23 protein-coding genes are annotated in these 21,531 nt (G+C 36.0%); 18 read left to right on the forward strand and 5 right to left on the reverse strand.

Going from position 1 to position 21,531, the window contains the following annotated elements; all coding sequences use genetic code 11:
- Nucleotides 1–235 precede the first annotated feature (235 nt).
- The 5 genes from ACTQ5K_RS19625 to ACTQ5K_RS19645 all read left to right on the forward strand — a co-directional run bounded on the left by ACTQ5K_RS19625 (nucleotide 236) and on the right by ACTQ5K_RS19645 (nucleotide 5,522).
- On the forward strand, nucleotides 236–1,429 hold the full coding sequence (locus ACTQ5K_RS19625) for a branched-chain amino acid ABC transporter substrate-binding protein (protein ID WP_031539198.1): 1,194 nt from the start codon (nucleotides 236–238) through the stop codon (nucleotides 1,427–1,429).
- 342 nt (nucleotides 1,430–1,771) lie between these two features.
- Nucleotides 1,772–2,749 carry a branched-chain amino acid ABC transporter permease gene (locus tag ACTQ5K_RS19630; protein WP_031539197.1) on the forward strand — a complete coding sequence of 326 codons (978 nt, stop codon included), beginning with the start codon at nucleotides 1,772–1,774 and terminating at the stop codon, nucleotides 2,747–2,749.
- 9 nt (nucleotides 2,750–2,758) lie between these two features.
- On the forward strand, nucleotides 2,759–3,991 hold the full coding sequence (locus ACTQ5K_RS19635; RefSeq protein ID WP_031539196.1) for a branched-chain amino acid ABC transporter permease: 1,233 nt from the start codon (nucleotides 2,759–2,761) through the stop codon (nucleotides 3,989–3,991).
- A gap of 30 nt (nucleotides 3,992–4,021) precedes the next feature.
- Nucleotides 4,022–4,798, forward strand: coding sequence for an ABC transporter ATP-binding protein (locus ACTQ5K_RS19640; RefSeq protein WP_031539194.1), 777 nt, complete (start codon nucleotides 4,022–4,024; stop codon nucleotides 4,796–4,798).
- Between the two features lie 13 nt (nucleotides 4,799–4,811).
- Complete coding sequence (locus ACTQ5K_RS19645) at nucleotides 4,812–5,522, forward strand: ABC transporter ATP-binding protein (protein ID WP_031539192.1); 711 nt, start codon at nucleotides 4,812–4,814, stop codon at nucleotides 5,520–5,522.
- Nucleotides 5,523–5,761: 239 nt separating this feature from the next.
- Here the strand turns inward: ACTQ5K_RS19645 and ACTQ5K_RS19650 are convergent, their stop codons facing one another.
- Nucleotides 5,762–6,811, reverse strand: a complete 1,050-nt coding sequence (locus tag ACTQ5K_RS19650) for a lactonase family protein (RefSeq protein ID WP_031539191.1) — start codon at nucleotides 6,809–6,811, stop codon at nucleotides 5,762–5,764.
- Nucleotides 6,812–7,238: 427 nt separating this feature from the next.
- On the opposite strand from ACTQ5K_RS19650, the gene ACTQ5K_RS19655 reads away from it, so the two are divergent.
- From ACTQ5K_RS19655 to ACTQ5K_RS19670, 4 genes are all read left to right on the forward strand, one after another.
- Nucleotides 7,239–8,468 carry an IS110 family transposase gene (locus tag ACTQ5K_RS19655; RefSeq protein ID WP_031540352.1) on the forward strand — a complete coding sequence of 410 codons (1,230 nt, stop codon included), beginning with the start codon at nucleotides 7,239–7,241 and terminating at the stop codon, nucleotides 8,466–8,468.
- 453 nt (nucleotides 8,469–8,921) lie between these two features.
- Nucleotides 8,922–10,001, forward strand: coding sequence for an ATP-grasp domain-containing protein (locus tag ACTQ5K_RS19660; RefSeq protein WP_349205027.1), 1,080 nt, complete (start codon nucleotides 8,922–8,924; stop codon nucleotides 9,999–10,001).
- Nucleotides 10,002–10,174: 173 nt separating this feature from the next.
- Nucleotides 10,175–11,242, forward strand: a complete 1,068-nt coding sequence (locus tag ACTQ5K_RS19665; RefSeq protein WP_349205026.1) for an aromatic acid exporter family protein — start codon at nucleotides 10,175–10,177, stop codon at nucleotides 11,240–11,242.
- Nucleotides 11,243–11,527: 285 nt separating this feature from the next.
- Nucleotides 11,528–11,710: a hypothetical protein gene (locus tag ACTQ5K_RS19670; protein ID WP_031540268.1), complete on the forward strand. Its 183-nt coding sequence runs from the start codon at nucleotides 11,528–11,530 to the stop codon at nucleotides 11,708–11,710.
- A gap of 304 nt (nucleotides 11,711–12,014) precedes the next feature.
- On the opposite strand, the gene ACTQ5K_RS19675 is transcribed toward ACTQ5K_RS19670, so the two are convergent.
- Complete coding sequence (locus ACTQ5K_RS19675) at nucleotides 12,015–12,131, reverse strand: YfhE family protein (protein ID WP_235252038.1); 117 nt, start codon at nucleotides 12,129–12,131, stop codon at nucleotides 12,015–12,017.
- Nucleotides 12,132–12,359: 228 nt separating this feature from the next.
- Here ACTQ5K_RS19675 and recX point away from each other — a divergent pair, with 228 nt between their 5' ends.
- Together recX and ACTQ5K_RS19685 are read left to right on the forward strand one after the other, a co-directional pair.
- Nucleotides 12,360–13,169, forward strand: coding sequence for a recombination regulator RecX (gene recX / locus ACTQ5K_RS19680; RefSeq protein WP_251629706.1), 810 nt, complete (start codon nucleotides 12,360–12,362; stop codon nucleotides 13,167–13,169).
- A gap of 69 nt (nucleotides 13,170–13,238) precedes the next feature.
- Entirely contained in the window at nucleotides 13,239–13,559 is a 321-nt protein-coding gene (locus ACTQ5K_RS19685) for a YfhH family protein (protein ID WP_235252040.1), read from the forward strand.
- 55 nt (nucleotides 13,560–13,614) lie between these two features.
- On the opposite strand, the gene ACTQ5K_RS19690 is transcribed toward ACTQ5K_RS19685, so the two are convergent.
- Complete coding sequence (locus tag ACTQ5K_RS19690) at nucleotides 13,615–13,764, reverse strand: small, acid-soluble spore protein K (protein ID WP_031540334.1); 150 nt, start codon at nucleotides 13,762–13,764, stop codon at nucleotides 13,615–13,617.
- Between the two features lie 126 nt (nucleotides 13,765–13,890).
- On the opposite strand from ACTQ5K_RS19690, the gene ACTQ5K_RS19695 reads away from it, so the two are divergent.
- On the forward strand, nucleotides 13,891–14,160 hold the full coding sequence (locus tag ACTQ5K_RS19695; protein WP_235252044.1) for a YfhJ family protein: 270 nt from the start codon (nucleotides 13,891–13,893) through the stop codon (nucleotides 14,158–14,160).
- 51 nt (nucleotides 14,161–14,211) lie between these two features.
- Here the strand turns inward: ACTQ5K_RS19695 and ACTQ5K_RS19700 are convergent, their stop codons facing one another.
- On the reverse strand, nucleotides 14,212–15,192 hold the full coding sequence (locus ACTQ5K_RS19700; protein ID WP_235252041.1) for a metal-dependent hydrolase: 981 nt from the start codon (nucleotides 15,190–15,192) through the stop codon (nucleotides 14,212–14,214).
- 416 nt (nucleotides 15,193–15,608) lie between these two features.
- Here ACTQ5K_RS19700 and mutY point away from each other — a divergent pair, with 416 nt between their 5' ends.
- Nucleotides 15,609–16,718, forward strand: a complete 1,110-nt coding sequence (gene mutY / locus ACTQ5K_RS19705) for an A/G-specific adenine glycosylase (RefSeq protein ID WP_031539750.1) — start codon at nucleotides 15,609–15,611, stop codon at nucleotides 16,716–16,718.
- A 22-nt stretch (nucleotides 16,719–16,740) separates the two neighbouring features.
- On the opposite strand, the gene ACTQ5K_RS19710 is transcribed toward mutY, so the two are convergent.
- Complete coding sequence (locus tag ACTQ5K_RS19710; RefSeq protein ID WP_031539751.1) at nucleotides 16,741–16,965, reverse strand: hypothetical protein; 225 nt, start codon at nucleotides 16,963–16,965, stop codon at nucleotides 16,741–16,743.
- Between the two features lie 118 nt (nucleotides 16,966–17,083).
- Here ACTQ5K_RS19710 and fabL point away from each other — a divergent pair, with 118 nt between their 5' ends.
- The 5 genes from fabL (at nucleotide 17,084) to ACTQ5K_RS19735 (ending at nucleotide 21,496) form a co-directional block, all read left to right on the forward strand.
- A complete protein-coding gene (fabL, locus tag ACTQ5K_RS19715; RefSeq protein ID WP_031539753.1) occupies nucleotides 17,084–17,827 on the forward strand; it encodes an enoyl-[acyl-carrier-protein] reductase FabL in 744 nt (247 codons plus the stop codon).
- Nucleotides 17,828–17,965: 138 nt separating this feature from the next.
- Complete coding sequence (locus ACTQ5K_RS19720; protein WP_251629704.1) at nucleotides 17,966–18,145, forward strand: gamma-type small acid-soluble spore protein; 180 nt, start codon at nucleotides 17,966–17,968, stop codon at nucleotides 18,143–18,145.
- A 234-nt stretch (nucleotides 18,146–18,379) separates the two neighbouring features.
- Nucleotides 18,380–18,643: a YgaB family protein gene (locus ACTQ5K_RS19725; RefSeq protein WP_031539757.1), complete on the forward strand. Its 264-nt coding sequence runs from the start codon at nucleotides 18,380–18,382 to the stop codon at nucleotides 18,641–18,643.
- Nucleotides 18,644–18,831: 188 nt separating this feature from the next.
- Nucleotides 18,832–19,362 carry a nucleoside tri-diphosphate phosphatase gene (gene ntdP, locus ACTQ5K_RS19730; protein ID WP_031539758.1) on the forward strand — a complete coding sequence of 177 codons (531 nt, stop codon included), beginning with the start codon at nucleotides 18,832–18,834 and terminating at the stop codon, nucleotides 19,360–19,362.
- A 385-nt stretch (nucleotides 19,363–19,747) separates the two neighbouring features.
- Nucleotides 19,748–21,496 carry an ABC transporter ATP-binding protein gene (locus ACTQ5K_RS19735; protein ID WP_031539759.1) on the forward strand — a complete coding sequence of 583 codons (1,749 nt, stop codon included), beginning with the start codon at nucleotides 19,748–19,750 and terminating at the stop codon, nucleotides 21,494–21,496.
- Nucleotides 21,497–21,531: the final 35 nt, after the last annotated feature.

The raw sequence follows: 21,531 nt of genomic DNA on the forward strand, positions 1-21,531 counted from the left end.
ACCACCACAACAATAAGTCGAATAAATAGAAGAAACGTTGCTATTATTGCAAATAATTTCGAAATACTAAGAAAAGTGTCAGAATATATTAACTTTTTAGAAAATATAGTGTCAGAATATCTGACAAAATTAAAGACACTTGTCTAGAAGAGGATTATAATCCATACATGGAACAGGAGCAATTGGGAAAATCTCCCGGAGCTTCATAGATAAAAACAATTATAGGGGGCAAACTATGTTATCTAAAAAAGTACTTTCTTTAGCTATGACAGCAACATTGGCACTAGGATTTATGAGTGGCTGTGCTTCAAATGCAAACTCTGATAGTGAAGGATCTAGTGACAATAAAGTAATCAAAATTGTTACACAATCTCCACTTTCTGGAGGAAGTGCAACTTTAGGAGAAGCAATTAAACTAGGAGCACAACTAGCAATTGATCAACAGAAGGACAAATTTGCTGAGTTAGGTTTTGAAATTAAATTGGATGCACAAGATGATCAGGGAGATCCGAAAAAAGGAGTGGCGAATGCTAACTTAGTTGTAGCAGATCAATCCGTATTAGGCGTAGTGGGACACTTGAATTCAGGTGTTTCCATCCCAGCATCTGAAGTATATGAGAAAAATAATCTAGTAAGTGTATCTCCTGCAAGTACAGCAACAGATTATACAGATCGCGGTTTAAAAACCGTTAGCCGGGTTGTAGCTCGCGATGACTTCCAAGGTCCAGCAGGTGCACAATATGCGGTGGAAACATTAGGAGCAAAGAAAATTTTTGTTGTCCAAGATAAAACAGCATATGGTTCTGGGCTAGCAGATGCATTTAGAGCTGCTGCAGAAGAGCTAGGAGCAGAAATTGTTGGATATGAAGGAATTACAGTGGGGGAAAAAGACTTCAATGGTGTGTTAAACCAAGTAGCTTCTAAAAAGCCTGATTTAATCTATTTTGGAGGTCTTTATGCAGAAGGGGGAATCCTTGTTAAACAAGCTCGTGAAAAAGGACTAGATATCCCATTCATGGGTGGAGATGGCTTAGACTCTTCTACTTTTGTGGAAATTGCTGGAGATGCTGTTAAAAATACATTCCTTACTTCTGTTGCTGGAGACACAACAAAATCAGAAGAAGGAACGAAATTCGCTGAAGACTATCAAGCAGCTTTTGGCAAAAGCATTGAATCCTATTCAGCATATGCATACGACTCAGCTGCCGTATTGCTAGCAGGAATTGAGAAAGCTATTAAAGATAATGATAACAAATTACCATCACGTGAAGATGTAACAAATGCTGTACGTGAAACACAAGATTACAAAGGGGTAGTAACAGAAGTTGGATTTGACGAAAAAGGCGATAACAAGTATGCGAAAATCTTTATCTACAAATTTGACGAAGCAAAATATCCAGCTAATTTAGAGGATGAAATCAGCCAATAAGCAAGAACATAGAAAGGGTATGGATCATCCTGTACCCTTTCTATTTTTTACAAGCATTACATAACTAAGAAAGTCTACCAATTTAGGTTGAATATATATTCTAGTAGATAGATAGTAACTATAAATGCCAAGCTCATTGACGTTAATATTGCTGAGTAGATTGGAGCGGAAGACACCTTGACTCCTGCGGGAAATGAGGGAAATGGGAGACCCCACAGGCGAAGCTGAGAAGGCTCCCATCCCTCCCGCGGAAAGCAAGTGTCTGTAGCGGAAATCAACGGGCTTCATGATAATTCCTATCTATCTACTAAACACAATTAAATCAAAAGTGTGGGGAAGAAAATGCTAACAGAAATCTTACAAACGTTACCGCAAGTTTTAATTGATGGATTAACATTAGGAGCCGTATATGCCGTTATTGCATTAGGATACACAATGGTTTATGGAATATTAGAATTAATAAACTTTGCTCACGGAGAAATATTTATGACAGGAGCATTCATTGGGACAAGTATCTTAATCGTTTTAACAAGCTTAGGATGGACATCCATGTTACCTGCGGTTATATCATTAATTATTATGCTCCTATTTACAAGTCTGCTAACAGGATTTTTAGGAATGGGAATTGAAAGAGTTGCTTATCGCCCGCTACGTAAGGCGCCAAAGCTAATTGCCCTTATTTCAGCAATTGGTATCTCCTTTTTATTACAGGATATCGTTCGTTTTATCACAGAATTATTCAAAGGGAATTATATTTTAACATCACCAAGTCTGTTCACCGATAAGATTAGCATCGGATCTATTTTCGGTTCCCATGCAGCAAGCTTCAAAAGTTCCTTTCTAGTTGTCATTATTGTCGCGGTTATTTTGATGGTTGGATTAGACTTTTTTGTTAATAAAACAAAATGGGGCATGGCAATGAGAGCAGTTGCCCAAGATCGAGATACTGCCTCCTTAATGTCCATTAATGTGAACAAAGTAATTTCCGTGACCTTCTTTGTAGGATCTGCTTTAGGTGGTGCAACAGGCGTACTATTTGCAGTGCAGTATGGAACAATCGATCCTTATATAGGATTTATACTAGGACTTAAAGCATTTACAGCAGCAGTACTTGGCGGAATTGGAAATATTCGTGGGGCAATGTTCGGTGGTATGCTCATTGGATTAATTGAAATGTTTACTGCTGCCAATCTTTCCATTATAACAGGTGGTATTATGGGCGCAGAATATAAAGATGTTGTCGCATTTGCCATATTGATTATCGTTCTTATTTTTAAACCAGAAGGCTTATTTGGCAAAGCCGTAGCAGAGAAAGTGTAGGTGGAAAAGATGGCTAACATGATCAAAACAATCCAAACAAATAAAGTGGCCCAAATCATTCTTTTCTTTGCCTATGTATTAGTTACTACTGCAGCTTTAGCCCTTTCGCAAAAATCAGTTATTGCCTTTTTACTTCTACTATTGTCACTTCTGATTCTTTATTATATGAATCTAGGAAATAAAATGAAGTGGGGGATAGCCTTACTTATTTTAGTAATTGTGTTGCCCGTTTCAGCTAGTCAAGGGCCCTCCTATCAGGCTTATATGGAAGTAGCAACAATGGTAGGAATTTATGTATGTATGGCACTAGGCTTAAATATTGTAGTAGGTCTTGCCGGTTTGCTTGATTTAGGATTTGTAGCATTTTTTGCTGTTGGAGCATATACATATGGTATTTTTGCTAGTGCACAGGCAAATAATTTCATGCCTTTTGGAACCTATCCTTTGTCTGGAAACAGCTTTTGGTTTTTTATCATAATCGGGTTATTTGTAGCAGCATTATTTGGTGTATTATTAGGGATTCCTGTTCTGAGAGTAAAAGGAGATTATTTAGCCATTGTAACCTTAGGCTTTGGTGAAATAATCCGAATTGTATTTAATAACTTAGATAAGCCAGTAAATATAACAAATGGAGCAATGGGGCTTCCAAGCATTCAACAGCCTGAAATATTTGGCATCACCTTAGCCCAGCCAAATCAATTCTATTATATTGTCTTAGTTATGTTCATTATTGTTATTTATGCAGTTACTAGAATGGAGCATACAAAGTTAGGGAGATCATGGAAAGCGGTAAGAGAAAATGAGATTGCGGCACAAGCAATGGGAATTCCCCTTGTAAAAACAAAATTAACAGCATTCGCTATCGGAGCTTCTTTCTCTGGAATGATGGGAGTTGTCTTTGCTGCCAAGCAGATGTTTGTTGATCCTACAAGTTTCACCTACTTAGAATCTACGACTATTCTAGTTATGGTTATTTTAGGAGGAATGGGAAGCGTACCAGGCGTTATATTGGGAGCTGCAGTTGTTACAATTTTGAATTTACAGGTATTAACAGAATTAACTGGTTGGTTAAGTCAAGTGACAACTATTCCAGATGCCTTATCTCCAGCAAAAATGCAAAGATTTATCTTCGGTGCACTTTTAATTGTTATGACCTTATATCGTCCTCAAGGATTGATACCTGCTAAAAACAAGAAATTTAATGAAAAGAAATTAAAAGAGAGCATAGCGGAAAAACAGTAATCTACTAAATTGCTTAAGGAGGGGCATCAAGTGAATATACTCGAGGTGAAAGGATTAACCAAAACTTTTGGCGGACTTGTAGCGAATGCCAATATTGATATGTCAGTCGAAAAAAATTCGATTACAGCTGTAATTGGTCCAAATGGTGCTGGAAAAACTACTTTTTTTAATATGATAACAGGTGTATATAAACCAACGTCTGGAGAAATAGTTCTAGCTGGAAAATCGATTGCTGGATTTAAGCCTCATGTTGTGGCAAGACAAGGGATTTCGAGAACGTTTCAGAATATCCGTCTTTTCAGTGATATTACAGTATTGGAAAATGTCATGGTCGGTATGCATAACCATATTAGAGGAAGCTTGATTGGAACATTGTTTCAATTACCAAAGGCAAGACATGAAGAAGAGGAAGCGATGAAAGAGGCATACCGGATATTAGAATATGTAGGGCTTGCTGATCTATTAAATGAAGCAGCTGGAAATTTGTCCTATGGGGCACAACGGAGATTAGAAATTGCTCGTGCTTTAGCCACAAAGCCTAGCGTTTTATTATTAGATGAGCCTGCTGCTGGTATGAACCCAAAGGAAACAAGGTTATTAACAAATTTAATTCAAGATATGTGTAAGAAATATGATTTAACGATTATTTTAATAGAGCATGATATGAAGCTAGTCATGGAAATTTCCAATCATATCATCGTACTAGATCATGGAGAGAAAATTGCAGAAGGTGGTCCTGAAGAGATTCGTTCCAATCCTAAAGTAATCGAAGCCTATTTAGGAAAAGGAGCGGTATCACTTGCTTAAAGGGGGTAGCAGCGTGGAAAAGATACTAGAAATAACAGGAATCGAAGCTTGGTATGGTGGAATTCAAGCTTTAAAAGGAATAAGCTTACATGTGAATAAAGGAGAAATTGTAACACTAATAGGAAGCAATGGTGCCGGAAAATCCACAACGCTTAAATCCATTAGTGGGCAGGTGCCGATAAAAAAGGGAAGCATTCTTTATTATGGAAAGGATATTGCTAATATAGCAGCACATAAAACAGCTGTGATGGGCATTTCACAAGTGCCTGAGGGAAGAAGGATTTTTCCAAAGCTTTCGGTACGAGAGAATCTATTAATTGGAGCGTTTGCAGTAAAAGACAAACAATTAATTGAAACAAGAATGCAAAAAGTGTTTGAATATTTTCCTAGATTAAAAGAAAGAGTGGAGCAAAAAGGTGGAACAATGAGTGGCGGAGAGCAGCAAATGCTTGCAATTGGTCGAGCACTCATGATGCAGCCAGAGGTGCTGATGTTAGATGAACCATCAATGGGGCTTGCTCCTATTATTGTGGAGCAAATCTTTGAAATTATCAAAGAGCTTAATAAACAAGGGATGACGATATTATTGGTGGAACAGAATGCATTCCAAGCATTGCAAATTGCAAGTAGAGGATATGTTATTCAAACAGGAGAGATTGTACTAGAAGGAACAGGAGAAGAGCTCATTACGAATAAACAAGTTCAGGAAGCATATTTAGCTTAAAAAAACCTTAGACTGTAAATAAAGGAGAAGGCTATCCGCCTCCTCCTTCTTGACGTTAAGAATGTAAAGTTTTCTGAAGTCAATTTGCTGTCTAGCACCGGGCATCTAGGAGCTGATGGGCTACTCAACCTTCCCTTTCGATAAGTCAACATTGAATCGCTATTGCTCTTCATGTTTCCTTTATCTCAGGAACGATTTTTCCACCCCACACGCCCCTAAACGGTTGCCCTTCGCTTTTCTCAATTATTTAAAAATTTAACACAAACTGGTTCTGGTGCCTCTATTTCTGATTGTAATAGAGTAAGTTTTCCTGTAACAGAATCTCTCTCAAATAAAGTAAGAGTGTCAGACTGTTCATTTGATGCAAGAAGGAATTGTTCTGTTGGATCCAAAACAAAATCTCTTGGCCAGTTTCCTTCTGTTGAAGTTCGTTCGATAAAGGTTAATTGGCCAGTTTCACTATTAACTTGGAAAATAGAAATGGAATTATGTCCGCGGTTACCTGCGTATACAAAGTTTCCATCGGAAGAAAGATGGATTGCACTTCCTTGACTATTTTCTGTGAAATCAATTGGTAAAGTAGAGATATATTGTAATTCTTCAAATGCTCCTGTTTCGGAGTTAAAGGATAAAGCAATAACTTCATTGCTTAATTCTGTCATGACATAAGCAAATTTACCATTAGGATGGAAGGCAATATGTCTTGGACCACTTCCAGGTTTAACAGACAAACTGCTAACCTCTTCTAGCTTATTATCGACGAGCTTGTAAGTATCTACGCGGTCTGTACCTAAATCAACAGAGACTGCGTATTGATCATTTGGAGTAAAACCAGCGAAATGCATATGCGGTTTTTCCTGGCGTGCAGTATTAGGGCCTGTCCCAGTATGTTCAATAATAGATGCCACACGATTTAATGAACCATCTGCTGTATTTAATGAGTAGGATTCAGCAGTTCCTTTGTGATAATTTGCAGAAAGAACGATTGTTTTATCAGCATCTACACTTACATGACAGGGTGATGCTCCCTCTGAATATTCGCGATTAATGAGAGAGAGAATTCCGTCAGCACTAATAGAATAAGCAGAAACTCCACCTGTAGAGCCTTCTTTGCCGACTGCAAATAAATGCTGATTATCGTTTGTGATTGTTAAATAGGTAGGGTTTTCAATTTCAGCTGCAAGCGAAACATCCGTGATTTTTTTTGCATCTGTGTCTAGTACAAAGGAATAAATACCTTTACTCGATTTCTTTGTATATGTGCCAATGTAGCCAGTGAATTTTGTCATAAACAGATCTCCTCGTATAGTAAGTTTATAGTCCTCTTTCGAGGTAATTTCCAATTAAAATATTGTTCTTTGATAATTCTATAGATGTTAGTTCAGATAGTGGGGGGCTAGCCCCCCACTATCTGAAAAAGTTTTCCAAAGGGTGGACTTTTCGTGATGTCCCTAGATAATGGTCTTAGGATCATTTGGGGGATTTCTATCATCTCCTGTAGCTTTGACTACTACAAAAGTCTGTCTCCCCAGTCCTTGTTCGAACTTCTAACCCGCAGGCTGTTCCCTTTGGCAGCCCATGCTGGAAGTTGCAGCTTCCAGGCAGCTCATGGACCAAAGTGAGTTCTAATACGCGAGGGTGATTGACCGACAAGTACACTGGGGATATCCCGAAGAGTCCTTCCCTTGATCCTAGATTGAAAGGAGGTTAGCCACCATGAAATTATTTGTTGGAATAGACGTTAGCTCTCAAGATATGAAAGCTTGTGTCATGAATTTTGAAGGAGAAGCATTAACTGCTCTCACTGTTGACAACAATTTGACTGGGGCATCTTATCTGAAAGATCAGATTGTCAAGATAGCCCAAAGTAACTCAATTTCCGAGATTCAAATCGGGATGGAGGCCACTTCAGTCTATAGTTGGCATCCTGCTATGTTTTTTCACGAGGATGAATCTCTTAAAGAATTTAAAACAACAGTCTTTACTATTAATCCAAAACTAATTAAAAAATTTAAAGAGTCATATGTTGACCTGGATAAAACAGACCAAGTCGATGCTTGGATTATTGCAGATCGCTTACGGTTTGGACGTCTTCCACTAACGGCGGTGATGCAGGAACAATTTATTGCTCTTCAAAGGTTGACAAGAATGAGATATCATCTCGTTCACAACCTAACGCGAGAAAAGCAATATTTTCTGCAACACTTATTTTATAAGTGTAGTTCCTTTACGACTGAAGTGGATAGTTCGGTTTTTGGAAATGCCATGTTAGAGCTATTTCTTGAACAATATAGCTTAGATGAAATTAGCTCAATGGATCTTCAAGAACTTGCGAATTATCTTCAAGATAAGGGCAAAAATCGCTTTACTGACGCCGAGTGTGTGGCGAAATCCATTCAAAAGGCTGCGAGATCTTCCTACCGATTATCAAAGTGTGTGGAAGATTCTATCGACCTATTATTAGGGACTTCAATAGAGTCCATCCGTAGTATAACTAAACAGATTAAAGAACTTGACAAAGCCATCCAAAAGCTTCTAGAAGGTATCCCTAATACCTTACAGACGATTCCAGGAATAGGCCCAGTCTATACCGCTGGTATTTTAGCCGAAATTGGACAAATTGATCGCTTTGATAACCAAGCTTCCATTGCCAAATATAGTGGACTTACATGGTCCAAGAATCAATCAGGAAAGTTCCAAGCTGAGGAAACCAAAATGATACGTTCAGGAAATAGATTTCTTCGTTATTACCTTGTTGAAGCTGCCAACTCGGTTCAACGAAATGAACCTGAATTTCGGGCATACTACCTGAAAAAATATCGTGAGGTTCCTAAGCATCAACACAAAAGAGCACTCGTCTTAACGGCAAGAAAACTTGTGCGGTTGGTCGATGCGCTGCTACGCAACGATCAAGTCTACACGCCAAGAAGGAAGGTGAATAACTAAAGGATAAAACATCCTAAATCCTTCAATATTTTCCAGTAAATGGTTTAATATCTTACTGGGTTTCTTAAGTATTGTCTTTTTTAGGTATTGGTTGGCTTACAATTTCCAATTCCTTAGATTTTGGTACTTGACATATTACCGCAGGACTTTTAACATTTTTACAAAATTAATACTATTTATTAATTATAGCATGAGCCTAATAGAATAGTACAAATTAGAATCTGTCTATACAAATAAAAGTATTATTTGTATCTATTTTCCCTGAATTTAAAAACTTGAAACAGAGTGAATAAAAAGAAGTTTCAGAAAAGGGTACTGCAAGATGCAGGAATTTGACAGAGGTTGTCGAATTTTTGTTTAACAATAGGAATAAAAAGAAGATAGGTTATCCATAATAAAAATTTCAGAGAGCTAAAAAATGGAAATCATTAGTATAGCTGAAAGGATAGAGAAATGAAAAAAAGAATTTGGTTTAACCAATGGTTCACAACAGTTGCACATTTTATTGATATGATCCGTTATAATTCAGATGGAATCGAATTTGAAGTATACGGAACTTCTAGCAATGAAGATGCCCTTTACTTAAGTTATTGTGATGCAGCTTTCAAAGAACCAACTGTTACGGGAGAAGATTATCTTCAATTTTGTTTAGAATTTTGTCGTATCCATTCGATTGATCTATTTGTTCCGCGGAAGGAAAATGTCCTTATTGCCAAGCATATAAAGGAATTCAATGATTTAGGAGTTAAGGTACTTGTTTGCCCAGATGCTCGTTTGATGGAGGAGCTCGATGACAAAGAAGCTACCTATCGGTTAATAGAGAGACATTCCCTACTGAAGGAATATGTTGCTATTCCTGATTACTTTGTTGTCAGCGATGCAGAAGCTTTTAAAGCAGCTTATTATGCTTTAAAGGATAAAGGACATACTGTATGCTTTAAGCCTGTGATAGGAGAAGGTGGGAATGGTTTTCGAATCATTCAGGATCGCCTAGACAGCATTGAAGAACTATTTAACAAAGGCATTTCTCATAAAATAACATTTGATCATGCTTATAGTATATTAAAGCAGCAATCAGAATTTCCACCCTTAATGGTGTTGGAATACTTGGATGGAACAGAATATAGTATTGATTGTTTAGGATACGATGGAGAGTTAATGGTAGCTATTCCAAGGAAAAAGGGAAAAGGAAGAGTAAGGGAACTAGAACACAATCAAGAATTAATTACATTGGCGGAGAAAATAAATCAAGTTTTAGAAATTCCCTTTGTTTATAATATTCAAGTGAAATACAAAGAGGGCAAGCCAAAATTATTAGAGATTAACCCACGAATGTCTGGGGGTCTACATTATAGTTGTCTTGCTGGAATTAATATGCCTTATCGAGCAGTTAAATTATTATTGATGGGCAATAAAGCGATAGAACGTATAGAACCCCACTTTGGAATTAAATCCAGTTATCTTGAAAAAGAAGTAATATTGAAGAACATTATCGAAAAAAGTTCGCAGGAGAGAGCGTTTCTTTCTAAGTGAATGCGAAAGCAAAGGAGTTTGATATATGCAAACTTCTTTGCTTTTTTTGAAGATAGGTTCATTATTCTGTTTCTCCTCTATTTTCTAAAAATAAAATGTTTAATTTCCCCTATGAGGATTTTTCCTGCAGTATAATAAAGATAATTAATGAATAAATAAAGAAGGTATCATCTATGATAACAGCATTAATAAATAATAAAATAGTAGGTGGAAGGATCGTAAAAACAGGGATAGCGGTTTTGTTAACCTCTGTTTTTTGCTATTTGTTGGAATGGCCAGTAATGTTTGCAGTTATTACATCCATAGTGACGATAGAACCAACTGCAAGAGACTCAATAAAAAAAGCATTTATCCGTTTTCCTGCATCCGCAATAGGAGCAGCATATGCTGTTCTTTTTACATATCTGTTAGGAGATCAACCATACACGTATACAATCGTAGCGCTTGGTACTTTGTTTACATGCCATAAATTACGATTACATGCAGGTATCTTAGTTGCCACGCTTACAGGAGTAGCGATGATTTCCACTGTTCATGACCATTATACTTTATCATTTTTCGTTCGATTAGGGACAACTGGAATTGGGTTAATCGTATCTTCTTTGGTAAATCTTTTAGTCATTCACCCAGATTATTCAAAAGGGATTATGGATAAAATTAGATTTTTATCTGCAGAAGCTGGAAACTTTCTTCAAATGAGGGGGAAGGAAATCATAGCCCAACAGCCTTTACATAAGAGCACAAAAAATACCTTTGATGTATTGAGGAAGAACTTGGATCGTATAGAAACGCTCTGTTCCTATCAGAAAATGGAGTGGAAATTATATCATTCGAGTCGAGAAAGTATGAAGCTTTTTCATTATGAATATAAAAAGGTAGCTATTTTGCGACAGCTAATTTATCACCTTGGGCTGTTAAGCTCTTCAAACTTCACAAAAATATCTCTAAGCGATGAAAAGAAAGAAGAAATGATGAATGCAATTGGCCATATACAAGAAATAATAGAGATGGACGATGTAAAAGAACTGGACTCCGCTATAAGTAAAACACTTTTAATACAAAGTTGTAGGTTACTCCCAAGTGAATTAAAGGAAGAAATAAATAGTGACAACAATTGGAAAATAACTTATTTATTTATGGAGTTAGTTTGTATAGGTGATTTATTAAAGGAATTAAAACAGATAGAAAGGATAGAAGAGCGTAAAAAGTTATCCTGCTATTCCTCAATCCAATCTTTATAAAGATTATCTTATGAACCCTTGTACTTTACCATGATAAATTTCAGTTTTACCAAATAGCTATTTCTTATAAAGAACAAATAGCTGTTTATACATGTGTTCTTTAAAAGAAACGAAAATTCATTGACATAAAGAACATATATGAGTATATTTAAAAGTATAAAGGGGTTTATATACAAAACGTGTTCTTAATAACGAATCAATAAAAAAGAGAAAAATATAAAAATAAAGCTGATTATTTTTTTGATTATTTGTTCGTTATTAAGAATGGTTGGAAGGGGGAAAATGATGAATTCTGTTTTACTAACAATAAAAATTAGACACAGTAAACGGCTGGCTACTAAATATTCGCAAAAATCGAATCGAGCAAAAGGAGGCTTAGAGAGAAACCATTATTTTCAAAAATACATCTTTTACTATAATAAAGCTAATTTATTGGAAGAAGGTAGAAACAAGGAAGAAATCATTTAAAAGACTTATATGCTATTATATCAATTCTTATACTATTTAAAAAAAGGGTCTTAGCCATTAATAAAGTGGAAAGGTCCTTTTTTGTTGTATATTTCTGAAAATAATCGCAATATTAACTGTGGAAAAACGGTTAGATTATCAACTTATTTACTAACAAGATAAATGCTGAAAATAAAGTATTCCACAGGCTTATCCACATTATCAACAGAATGGAGGTTATTTTATCCACATAAATGTAAGGGTTAACATAAAAGAGGGGGAGAGAATATACGGAAATTCTCTCCTTAAGAAGGATAAGTTTGGCTTATTTATTATCTTTTCTGCTAGCAGCTCGATCAGCCATTTTAAATTCATGTTGATAGGTTACTGCCTGCATACTAGATAGTGTATGTTTTTGTTTTTGCTTTTTCTTTCTATCCATCAATATCATTCCTTTCTCATTCCAAAGTATCTTCTTTATTCTTTCCTAGTTGGGTAATATAGATGCACACAGGATGTAAATTAATTAGTGTAAGAAGGCAAAAGTACTGCTATTCCTTTTTTTCTATGCTACATTTTAAGGAGAAGTGTTTAAGTGAATGTTAATAAAAAGTTTCTGTTAAAGCTAAGAATAAGAAAATCTCAAAATAGATAATAATGTGGTGATGGGATGATTATTAGTAAAATTACAAGACAAAAGGAATTAAACGACCGTTATAATATTTTTACGATAAAGCAAGGGAAAGAGGTTTATGCATTTAGTGTAGATGAGGCTGTGTTAGTGAAGTACCAGTTGCAGAAAGGGATGGAACTCGATTCTCTCTTATTAAATGAAATTCAATATACGGATGAAATAAGAAAAGGTTACCATCTGGCAGTTAGGTATTTGGCTAAAGTGAAAAGGACGGAAAAGGAAGTAAGAAAACATCTACTTGCTAAAATGGAAAACGAGTCATTCGTATCAGAAGTAATGATGAAATTAAAGGATATGAAATTTATCGATGATGAAGATTATGCTTTCTCCTATGTGCGCACCCAACGGAATACAACAACAAAAGGACCAGAATCGATTAAAAGAGAGCTGAAAGAAAAAGGCGTTCAGATCGAATTGATCGAGCGTGCCATGGAGGAATTTGCATATGAAGATCAACTTCAGTCTGCACAAAAGGTAATGGTGAAATTTTTAGCGGGGAAGAAAAAGGATTCTAAGAAAATTTTATTACAGAAGCTAGAGCAGACACTTGTTCGCAAAGGATTTACCACTGCTATTATTCAGGAAGTGAAAAGGATGCCAGAGATTCTTGAAATGGATAGCGATGGATTAGAAACCATTCGGATTCATGGCGAGAAGGCAAGAAGGAAATTTGCAAAATTTACAGGCTATGAATTCACACAGAAAATGAAACAATTTTTATACCGTAAAGGATTCTCGATGGATCTTATCGAACAATATTTAGATGAAATGGAAGAGGAAATGTAAATAAATAATCTAAATTTTTGCCGAATCTGGTTAATTTTATTACACTAGTTTGTAGTGGAGGGAATATAAATGCTGACAAAAAGATATAGCATGATGACAGAACATGAGCTCCGTATGGAAATATCCACTTTAAATGATCAAGCAAAAAAGGCGGAACAGCTTGGAATGATTAATGAGTATGCAGTCTTAGAAAGAAAAGCAGTTCTCGCAAAATCCTATTTATTAAATCCAAAAGATTTTAAACCGAATGAAGTGTATGAAATAGAAGGAGATCCTGGAGTTCTTTTTCAAATCGATTATATGAATGGTGTATTTGCCTGGGGAAAACGGAAAATAGATGGAAGCCAAGAAGAAGGTATTCCGATTGCGTTATTGAAAAAGAAGGATTGAGGGAAAGGAGAGGAGGGACCGTGTATGGTCTCTCCCTCTTTCCTACAGTACTTCCTTATTTTTTCGGTCTGCGATGAGAGGAAGCGTGCATTCTCTCTTGAGGATGTGTATTGATTGTCCCATTTGCTCTTTTAGAAGCAAATTCTGCTTTAGCTCTCGGTTCTCCTTCAAGCTTTACATCATTTGTATTATCTACATTTCCCATCGTTATACCTCCAAGAATCAACTAAGTAAACAGTAATAAACGTATATTTGTTTATTACTACGGATAGTATTTGTTATCCATCTGCAATCTATAAGTAAAAACAGAAAAAGAAAGAAGGAATCAATGATGCATGAAGTACAGAAAAAGTTAGTGGAACGGCTACTGGAGCTTAATTCATTTATTTCAGTAGGGCAAGCGCAAACATGGGTTGAATTATTATGGGAAGATTTCGAAGCAACTTATGCAAAAGCTGGTCGGAAATATCAAGGAGAAGAAGTAACTGAAAGAGTTGTCAGTCAGTGGATTGAAAACTATGGAGAAAAGCTACATGAATTTGTCGCAGAAAATCCAAAATATAAAGAATTTCTTACAGATGATAAAAAGAAATTGCATTGAAAATTCATTTAAATAATAGACAGGTCGACGTTTGAGTCGACCTGTCTTATACTAATTTGTTAGTATATCGAGTTTCTTTTTAAGTTTATCTTCACTAAAGATCCAGCCTGTGTACGAGGTAATAATATTTAAATTTAAATCTAGATGAACGACAGCGACAAATGGATAATGTCCATTGCTTCGATAGCGCAAATCAATGAAACGGACTTGGTATTGGTCATCGAGCTCCAAGACTTCCCAGCGAAAAACAGGAGAAAAGGATAAGAATGCAGATAGGTTCTTATCTTTTTGTGCTGCTGCGAGAACTGGTGTATTTGGAATTGGAATGCGATGAAATTTATCGTAAATTTCAATTTCATGCTGATGCGATCGACCGACATAGAAGGAGTCATCAGTCATTACAGCAATACGCCAGTGATTAAATCTCATCGTTGGTGATAAAATGATTTCAGTTGCGTTCGGAATCTTCTTTTTCACATTTATTTTTACCTGCCGCTGTGTGATAATTCGCAGCAGATAATAACCGATTAGAACGATGAAGAGCGTTAAAAAAGTATATCCAGGATTGGAGCCAAATATCCAACATAAAATAGCAATAATATGCATAGAAAAAATGATTGGATCAAATGTGTTAATAATTCCCAACGCAACCCATTTATTTGTAAAGGGGCGAAGGGCCTGTGTACCGTAAGCGTTAAAAATATCTACAAAAACATGCAGAAAAACCGCTAAAAAGGACCAAAGCCATAAATGCAATAAATTTGCTTCTAAGAAAATCGGATAAATGACCGCGGTGATGAGCAATGGCCATAAAATTACTGCAGGTATTGAGTGTGTGACTCCACGATGATTACGTATATAAACGGCATTGTTTCTTAATTTTAAAACCGTATCGATATCTGGTATTTGAGAGCCCACTATTGTGGCGATCATAACACTTGTAGCTGTTACAGGACTTGAAGCAACAACCGGGTCTAACGTCGCTAACCCACCAAGTGCAATCCCCATGACGATATGTGTTCCTGTATCCAAAATACCAAACCTCCCTGATTTTTCTCCAGCATTATTTGGATGAAAACACCATAATTACAATTAAAATATGCTTTTCTTTTTTCTTAACAAAAGATACACTACAAACAGCTAAAGAAAAGCATAGGACAAAAAATGCGGATAATGTTATTAAATAATAAAAATCGATAATATACATCGGACAATCGCATAATTTTTATAAAAAAATAGTTCTCTTATTTAAAATGAGACAAATTTACTTATTTATACTTACTTTAATAACATCAAATCTTTTGGCTAGGATATCACTTGTTAGTAAGATTTTTCATACTTTCATTCTATCCCATTTCATCCTATGATGCATGTTATGTCCAATAGAATAAAAAGAAGTCTATACATTGTTATTCCCAAAAAAATTAATAATTAACATATGGAGGTTTATGGTGACAGAAAGGCAAGAAATGATAAAGAACCAAGTGAATGTAGAGCAATTTAGAGAAGATTTATTAAAATGGTTTACCGAGGAACAAAGAGATCTTCCATGGAGAAAGGATAAGGATCCTTATAAAGTATGGGTGTCTGAAATAATGCTTCAGCAGACTAAGGTTGATACGGTTATTCCCTATTTTAACCGATTTATTTCTCAGTTTCCAACAATTGAAGCATTGTCAGTTGCGGAAGAAGAGAAGGTATTAAAGGCTTGGGAAGGGTTAGGCTATTACTCAAGAGCACGAAACCTTCATGCCGCTGTAAAGGAAGTCCATGAAAAGTATGAGGGCAAAGTGCCAGATTCGCCAAAAGAAATTTCTGGCTTAAAGGGAGTAGGCCCGTATACGGCGGGAGCGATTTTAAGTATTGCCTATGGTGTTCCAGAACCTGCTGTTGATGGAAATGTTATGAGGGTCTTATCTAGAATTCTTTCGATTTGGGAAGATATTGCCAAGCCGAAAACGAGAAAAACTTTTGAAGAAGCCGTGCGCGTCCTGATTTCACATGAGAATCCATCCTATTTTAATCAAGCCTTAATGGAGCTAGGTGCCTTAATTTGTACACCTACTTCGCCGTCTTGTTTGCTTTGTCCTGTTAGAGAGCATTGTCATGCATTTGATGAAGGAACAGTAACGGAACTGCCGGTTAAGACGAAAAGCAAGAAGCAAAAGTCAATCCAGCTTGCTGCTGTCGTTTTGACAGATGAAGATGGAAGAACATTGATTCATAAGCGACCTAGCACAGGATTGCTTGCAAATCTATGGGAATTTCCTAATATGGAAATCGTTCAAGTGTTAAAAAGCGAGAAAGCGCAGCTAGAGGAAAGGCTTTTGGAAGACTTTCAAGCAACAGTAGAAGTTGGCGAAATGATTACAAGAATTGAACATGTCTTTTCCCATTTGATTTGGAATATCAATGTCTATAGTGGAAAATTGATTGATTTGAAAGAGGAAAGGGAAGATCTACGAAAAGTGAATTCCGAAGAGATAGAGCCATTCCCATTCCCAGTGTCTCATCAAAAGATGCTGAAGTTTTTATCAGAGCAAATTAACGAGGGGTGACCACAGTTGGTCCCCTTGTTTTTTAATCATCGTTCACTTCTGTTCCATGTGTATAATCTGCTTCGTTTCTTTTTAAGCCGCCTCTATTTTCAATCTCCACGATAATTTCACGATGAATACTTGCTCCTTCGCTATTTAAATAGGGAGTCATTTGCTGTAAGGAATGATGGAAGTAGGCAAGCTCGTTATCCTTCCATTCGCCTTTAGCGATCATTGCTAATTCAGTCATATCTCTACCAACATACATTATCCAATACCTTCCTTTACCTTAAGCATATCTATATCTATTGTGCGAATGTTGTTTGCGAACTATGCATTAATAGAGGTAAAATGAAAAGTAAATGGATGGGAAAGGAATTAAAAGAATGACAAACAAAGTAGCATTAATTACAGGAAGCAGTAGAGGAATAGGAAAAGCAACAGCGATTCGATTAGCAAAAGAGGGCTATGATATCGTTATTAACTATGCAAGAAGCAGAAAGGCTGCCCAAGAAACAGCCGATGAAATAACGGCATTAGGAAGAAAAGTTCTTTTAGTAAAAGCGAATGTTGGGGATGTTGATAAAATTAAAGCAATGTTCGCAGAAGTGAAAGAAGAATTCGGGCGTTTGGATGTTTTCGTTAATAACGCAGCATCTGGTGTGTTACGACCAATTATGGAATTAGAAGAGTCTCATTGGAATTGGACAATGAATATTAACAGTAAAGCGTTATTATTCTGTGCGCAAGAAGCGGCGAAATTAATGGATAAAGGAGGCAAGATTGTCAGCATCAGTTCATTAGGAGCGATTCGCTATTTAGAAAACTATACGACTGTTGGGGTAAGTAAAGCGGCAGTAGAAGCGTTGACTAGATATTTAGCAGTAGAATTAGCTCCAAAAAATATTGTGGTTAATGCTGTTTCTGGTGGAGCTGTTGATACAGAAGCATTAACACATTTCCCAAATAGAGAAGAATTGCTTCAAGCGGCAGCAGATAAAACGCCAGCGGGAAGAATGGTGGAAATGGAAGACCTAGTGAACGCAGTTATGTTTTTAGTAAGCGATGACGCTAGTATGATAAGAGGGCAAACGATTATTGTGGATGGTGGTATTTCGTTATTAGTGTAAGTAAGAAAAGGGAATTTTCCTTCTGAGGAAGATTCTCTTTTTTCTCTTTAGAGAAAAAATTGGATTTTATTGGAGAATAAAAACTTTGGATAGAACCGAAATGTCTGGGACAAATTAATAGGCGTGGAGGTGATATTCATGGCTAAAAAATCTGGTGTAACTCAATCAGGAACTAACATCCAAGAAGTAAAACAACAAAACGCTCAAGCAGGCCAAGGTCAATTTGGTACTGAATTTGCAAGCGAAACAAACGCTTCAGAAGTAAGAAAAGCTAACCAACAAGCTGAAGCTAAAAAATCTCAAAACACAAGCAAATAATGCAAACAAAGGGCACTTCACTTACGGGAGAGTGCCCTTTGCTTTTTATGGAAATAGCTATTATTAATTTTTTTAATATACGGTGCCGCTTACAATAAAAATAGTTCGACAAAACTTCTTCTTTGTCTACAGAAGTAGTCAAAGGAATAATCATACATACACAGAAATAGTTAAAGAAAGATGATAAATAAAGTATTACCGAACCTAAAAATAAAGAGTAGGATGTGTTTTTTCATGGATGTATTTAACGGTTTAGTTGGAGAGCAAATGCGAATAATGGAAAAACTACTATATTTACAAGGAGAATTAGAGCGGTGCGAAGAAATTGAAGCACAATTACAAATGCTGCAAAAAGAAACCGAATTAAAAGAAGTGCAAATAGAAATTGGCAAAATGAAAGTAGAACTTAAGCAAATACAACAAATTTTTGAATTGCAAACAGAAAAAGTCATTCGAGTCTATCAAGAAAATGAGCTAAAACTATCATCGAGTTCATAAAAAAAATATGGAATATTTGAAACCATTGTGTAATTTCAATGGTTCTTTTGTTTTAAATTTACCAGATAACCGTTATAATAAGAAAAAAGAGGAATCGTACTTTGTTGCCTTAAATGAAATAATGAATCGCTTTTAGTATGTAACAGGTTACAAAGCGTCCGTAAATAGAAAGTAGGGGAGAAATAAAAATGGGCGTACCTATCGAGGGTGAACCAATACAAATTCACAGTTATAAGCATAATGGGCACATCCATCGAATCTGGGACGAAACAACGATACTTAAAGGGACGCAAAACTTAATTATAGGTGGTAATGATCGTACAATTGTTACAGAATCAGATGGAAGAACGTGGGTAACGCGTGAACCTGCAATCTGTTATTTTCATTCACAACAATGGTTTAATGTCATTGGCATGCTTAGAGAAGATGGCATTCATTATTATTGCAACCTAAGCTCACCATTTATATACGATGGAGAGGCACTTAAATATATTGATTATGATTTGGACATCAAAATTTTCCCGGATATGACATTCAATTTATTAGATGAGGATGAATATGAACGTCACCGTGAAGAAATGAAATATCCAGATGTCATCGATCATATTTTAAAGTCGCAAGTAAATCAATTAATACAATGGATAAGACAAAGAAAAGGTCCCTTTGCACCAGATTTTGTTGATTTGTGGTATGAAAGATACTTAACGTACAGAAGTTAATATGGATGACTGAAAAAAGCATGTTGGTATTCAGCAGGCTTTTTTCTTATGCATATGCTTCGAATAATGATAAAATGATTCATTGTTATCAAAGAGTTAGTTATGGAAGAGATTGTGTGATTTATTATCAATGCTTGCATTGTGGTTGGGATAGTTTGGAAGGTAACCTGAGAGAGAACATTTCAGTGCCCGATTCATCTGGTAAAAACAGCAAAAGGTAACTGAAGCCAACATTTTCATGCCCATTCCAGCATGAAAAATGAAAAAGTAACAGAGGAAATCACTAAGTTTTCCTAACAGCTGTAAACAAAGCCAAACACAAAACAAGTTTTCAAAACTACCAAAAAGGAAATAGAACAAAGGCAACATAGAGAGGGGAGTATATGTGGACAGTATTAAAAGATATATGGCTTTTGTAAAGCCATATCGGTGGCAAATCATTGGCACCATTATCATCGGCATTGTTAAATTTGCCATCCCGCTATTAATACCATTGCTATTAAAGTACGTAATCGATGACATAATCAATAATCCAGACTTAGCACAGGCAACTAAAATGAGCAATTTATGGACGATTATGATCATCATGACGATTATTTTTATCGTAGTAAGGCCACCAATCGAGTATTATCGTCAATATTTCGCACAATGGACTTCTAATAAAATTCTATATGATATTAGAGACCAGCTATTTATGCATCTTCAAAAATTAAGTTTAAAATATTATTCTAATACCCGGGCAGGAGAAGTTATTTCCCGTGTAATAAATGATGTCGAACAAACGAAAAACTTTATTTTAACAGGATTAATGAATTTATGGTTAGATGCCGTAACAATATTGATTACAATAGCTATCATGTTCACGATGAATATAAAGCTAACCTTTGTTTCCATCATTTTATTGCCTTTCTATGCTTTCTCCGTGAGTTATTTCTTTGGAAATTTACGGACGCTGACAAGAGAAAGGTCACAGGCGCTAGCAGGAGTACAAAGCTTTTTGCATGAAAGGGTACAAGGAATTTCTGTTATTAAGAGCTTTGCTACGGAAAATCATGAACAAAAGCATTTTCAAAAATATAATAATGCCTTCTTAGAAAAAGCGGTCAATCATACGAAGTGGAATGCTAAAGCATTTGCGGTTGTTAATACGATTACCGATATTTCTCCATTGTTTGTGATTGCCTATTCTGGCTATCAAGTATTAAATGGTGATCTAACTTTAGGGGCTATGATTGCATTTTTTGCCTATATTGAAAGATTGTATAATCCATTAAGAAGATTAGTGAATTCTTCGACAACATTAACCCAATCGATTGCCTCAATGGATCGAGTATTTGATTTGATTGATGAAAAATATGATATTCAGGATAAGCCAAATGCCATTCCTTGTGCAAATGTAAAAGGTGACATTGCATTTGAAGCGGTTGATTTTGCCTATGATACAAAGGATCCGAAAGTATTAGATAATGTTTCTTTACATATTAAGCCAGGGGAGACTATCGCATTTGTTGGAATGAGTGGGGGCGGAAAATCTTCGTTAATTAGTCTTATACCAAGATTCTATGATGTGACAGGTGGAAGGATTCTCTTAGATGGAAAAGATATAAGAGATTTACAAGCTCGTTCCTTAAGGGATCATATTGGAATGGTTCTTCAAGAAAATATTCTCTTTAGTGAATCCATTAGAGAAAATATTATGATTGGGAGACCAAATGCGACGGAAGAGGAAGTGATTGCCGCCGCAAAAGCTGCGAATGCCCATGACTTTATTATGCAGCTGCCAGAAGGTTATGAAACGAAAGTTGGAGAAAGAGGAGTGAAATTAAGTGGAGGACAGAAACAAAGAGTAGCGATAGCTCGCGTTTTCTTGAAAAATCCACCTATCTTAATTTTGGACGAGGCAACCTCTGCTTTAGACTTGGAAAGTGAACAATCAATTCAAGAATCCCTTGAAGAACTGGCAAAAGATAGAACAACCTTGATTGTTGCCCATCGACTCTCCACGATTACCCATGCAGATCGAATTGTTTTAATCGAACACGGAAAAATCATGGAAGATGGCACACATAATGAGCTGATGAAATTACAAGGTCATTATCATGATCTATTTCAAATACAGCAATTGGGGAATTGAAAAAACGATCCAGAAGCATTTTCGCTCTGGATCGT

It is taken from the genome of Niallia sp. Sow4_A1, assembly GCF_052116745.1.
In the GTDB taxonomy this organism is placed as follows: domain Bacteria; phylum Bacillota; class Bacilli; order Bacillales; family Cytobacillaceae; genus Niallia; species Niallia hominis.

Excerpts from the sequence above, each read along its gene's own strand:
- ACTQ5K_RS19625 (WP_031539198.1), top strand. The coding sequence starts at position 236 with ATGTTATCTAAAAAAGTACTTTCTTTAGCTATGACAGCAACATTGGCA.
- ACTQ5K_RS19630 (WP_031539197.1), top strand. The coding sequence starts at position 1,772 with ATGCTAACAGAAATCTTACAAACGTTACCGCAAGTTTTAATTGATGGA.
- ACTQ5K_RS19635 (WP_031539196.1), top strand. The coding sequence starts at position 2,759 with ATGGCTAACATGATCAAAACAATCCAAACAAATAAAGTGGCCCAAATC.
- ACTQ5K_RS19650 (WP_031539191.1), bottom strand. The coding sequence starts at position 6,811 with ATGACAAAATTCACTGGCTACATTGGCACATATACAAAGAAATCGAGT.
- ACTQ5K_RS19655 (WP_031540352.1), top strand. The coding sequence starts at position 7,239 with ATGAAATTATTTGTTGGAATAGACGTTAGCTCTCAAGATATGAAAGCT.
- ACTQ5K_RS19660 (WP_349205027.1), top strand. The coding sequence starts at position 8,922 with ATGAAAAAAAGAATTTGGTTTAACCAATGGTTCACAACAGTTGCACAT.
- ACTQ5K_RS19665 (WP_349205026.1), top strand. The coding sequence starts at position 10,175 with ATGATAACAGCATTAATAAATAATAAAATAGTAGGTGGAAGGATCGTA.
- ACTQ5K_RS19670 (WP_031540268.1), top strand. The coding sequence starts at position 11,528 with ATGAATTCTGTTTTACTAACAATAAAAATTAGACACAGTAAACGGCTG.
- ACTQ5K_RS19675 (WP_235252038.1), bottom strand. The coding sequence starts at position 12,131 with ATGGATAGAAAGAAAAAGCAAAAACAAAAACATACACTATCTAGTATG.
- recX (WP_251629706.1), top strand. The coding sequence starts at position 12,360 with ATGATTATTAGTAAAATTACAAGACAAAAGGAATTAAACGACCGTTAT.
- ACTQ5K_RS19685 (WP_235252040.1), top strand. The coding sequence starts at position 13,239 with ATGCTGACAAAAAGATATAGCATGATGACAGAACATGAGCTCCGTATG.
- ACTQ5K_RS19690 (WP_031540334.1), bottom strand. The coding sequence starts at position 13,764 with ATGGGAAATGTAGATAATACAAATGATGTAAAGCTTGAAGGAGAACCG.
- ACTQ5K_RS19695 (WP_235252044.1), top strand. The coding sequence starts at position 13,891 with ATGCATGAAGTACAGAAAAAGTTAGTGGAACGGCTACTGGAGCTTAAT.
- mutY (WP_031539750.1), top strand. The coding sequence starts at position 15,609 with ATGGTGACAGAAAGGCAAGAAATGATAAAGAACCAAGTGAATGTAGAG.
- ACTQ5K_RS19710 (WP_031539751.1), bottom strand. The coding sequence starts at position 16,965 with ATGTATGTTGGTAGAGATATGACTGAATTAGCAATGATCGCTAAAGGC.
- fabL (WP_031539753.1), top strand. The coding sequence starts at position 17,084 with ATGACAAACAAAGTAGCATTAATTACAGGAAGCAGTAGAGGAATAGGA.
- ACTQ5K_RS19720 (WP_251629704.1), top strand. The coding sequence starts at position 17,966 with ATGGCTAAAAAATCTGGTGTAACTCAATCAGGAACTAACATCCAAGAA.
- ACTQ5K_RS19725 (WP_031539757.1), top strand. The coding sequence starts at position 18,380 with ATGGATGTATTTAACGGTTTAGTTGGAGAGCAAATGCGAATAATGGAA.
- ntdP (WP_031539758.1), top strand. The coding sequence starts at position 18,832 with ATGGGCGTACCTATCGAGGGTGAACCAATACAAATTCACAGTTATAAG.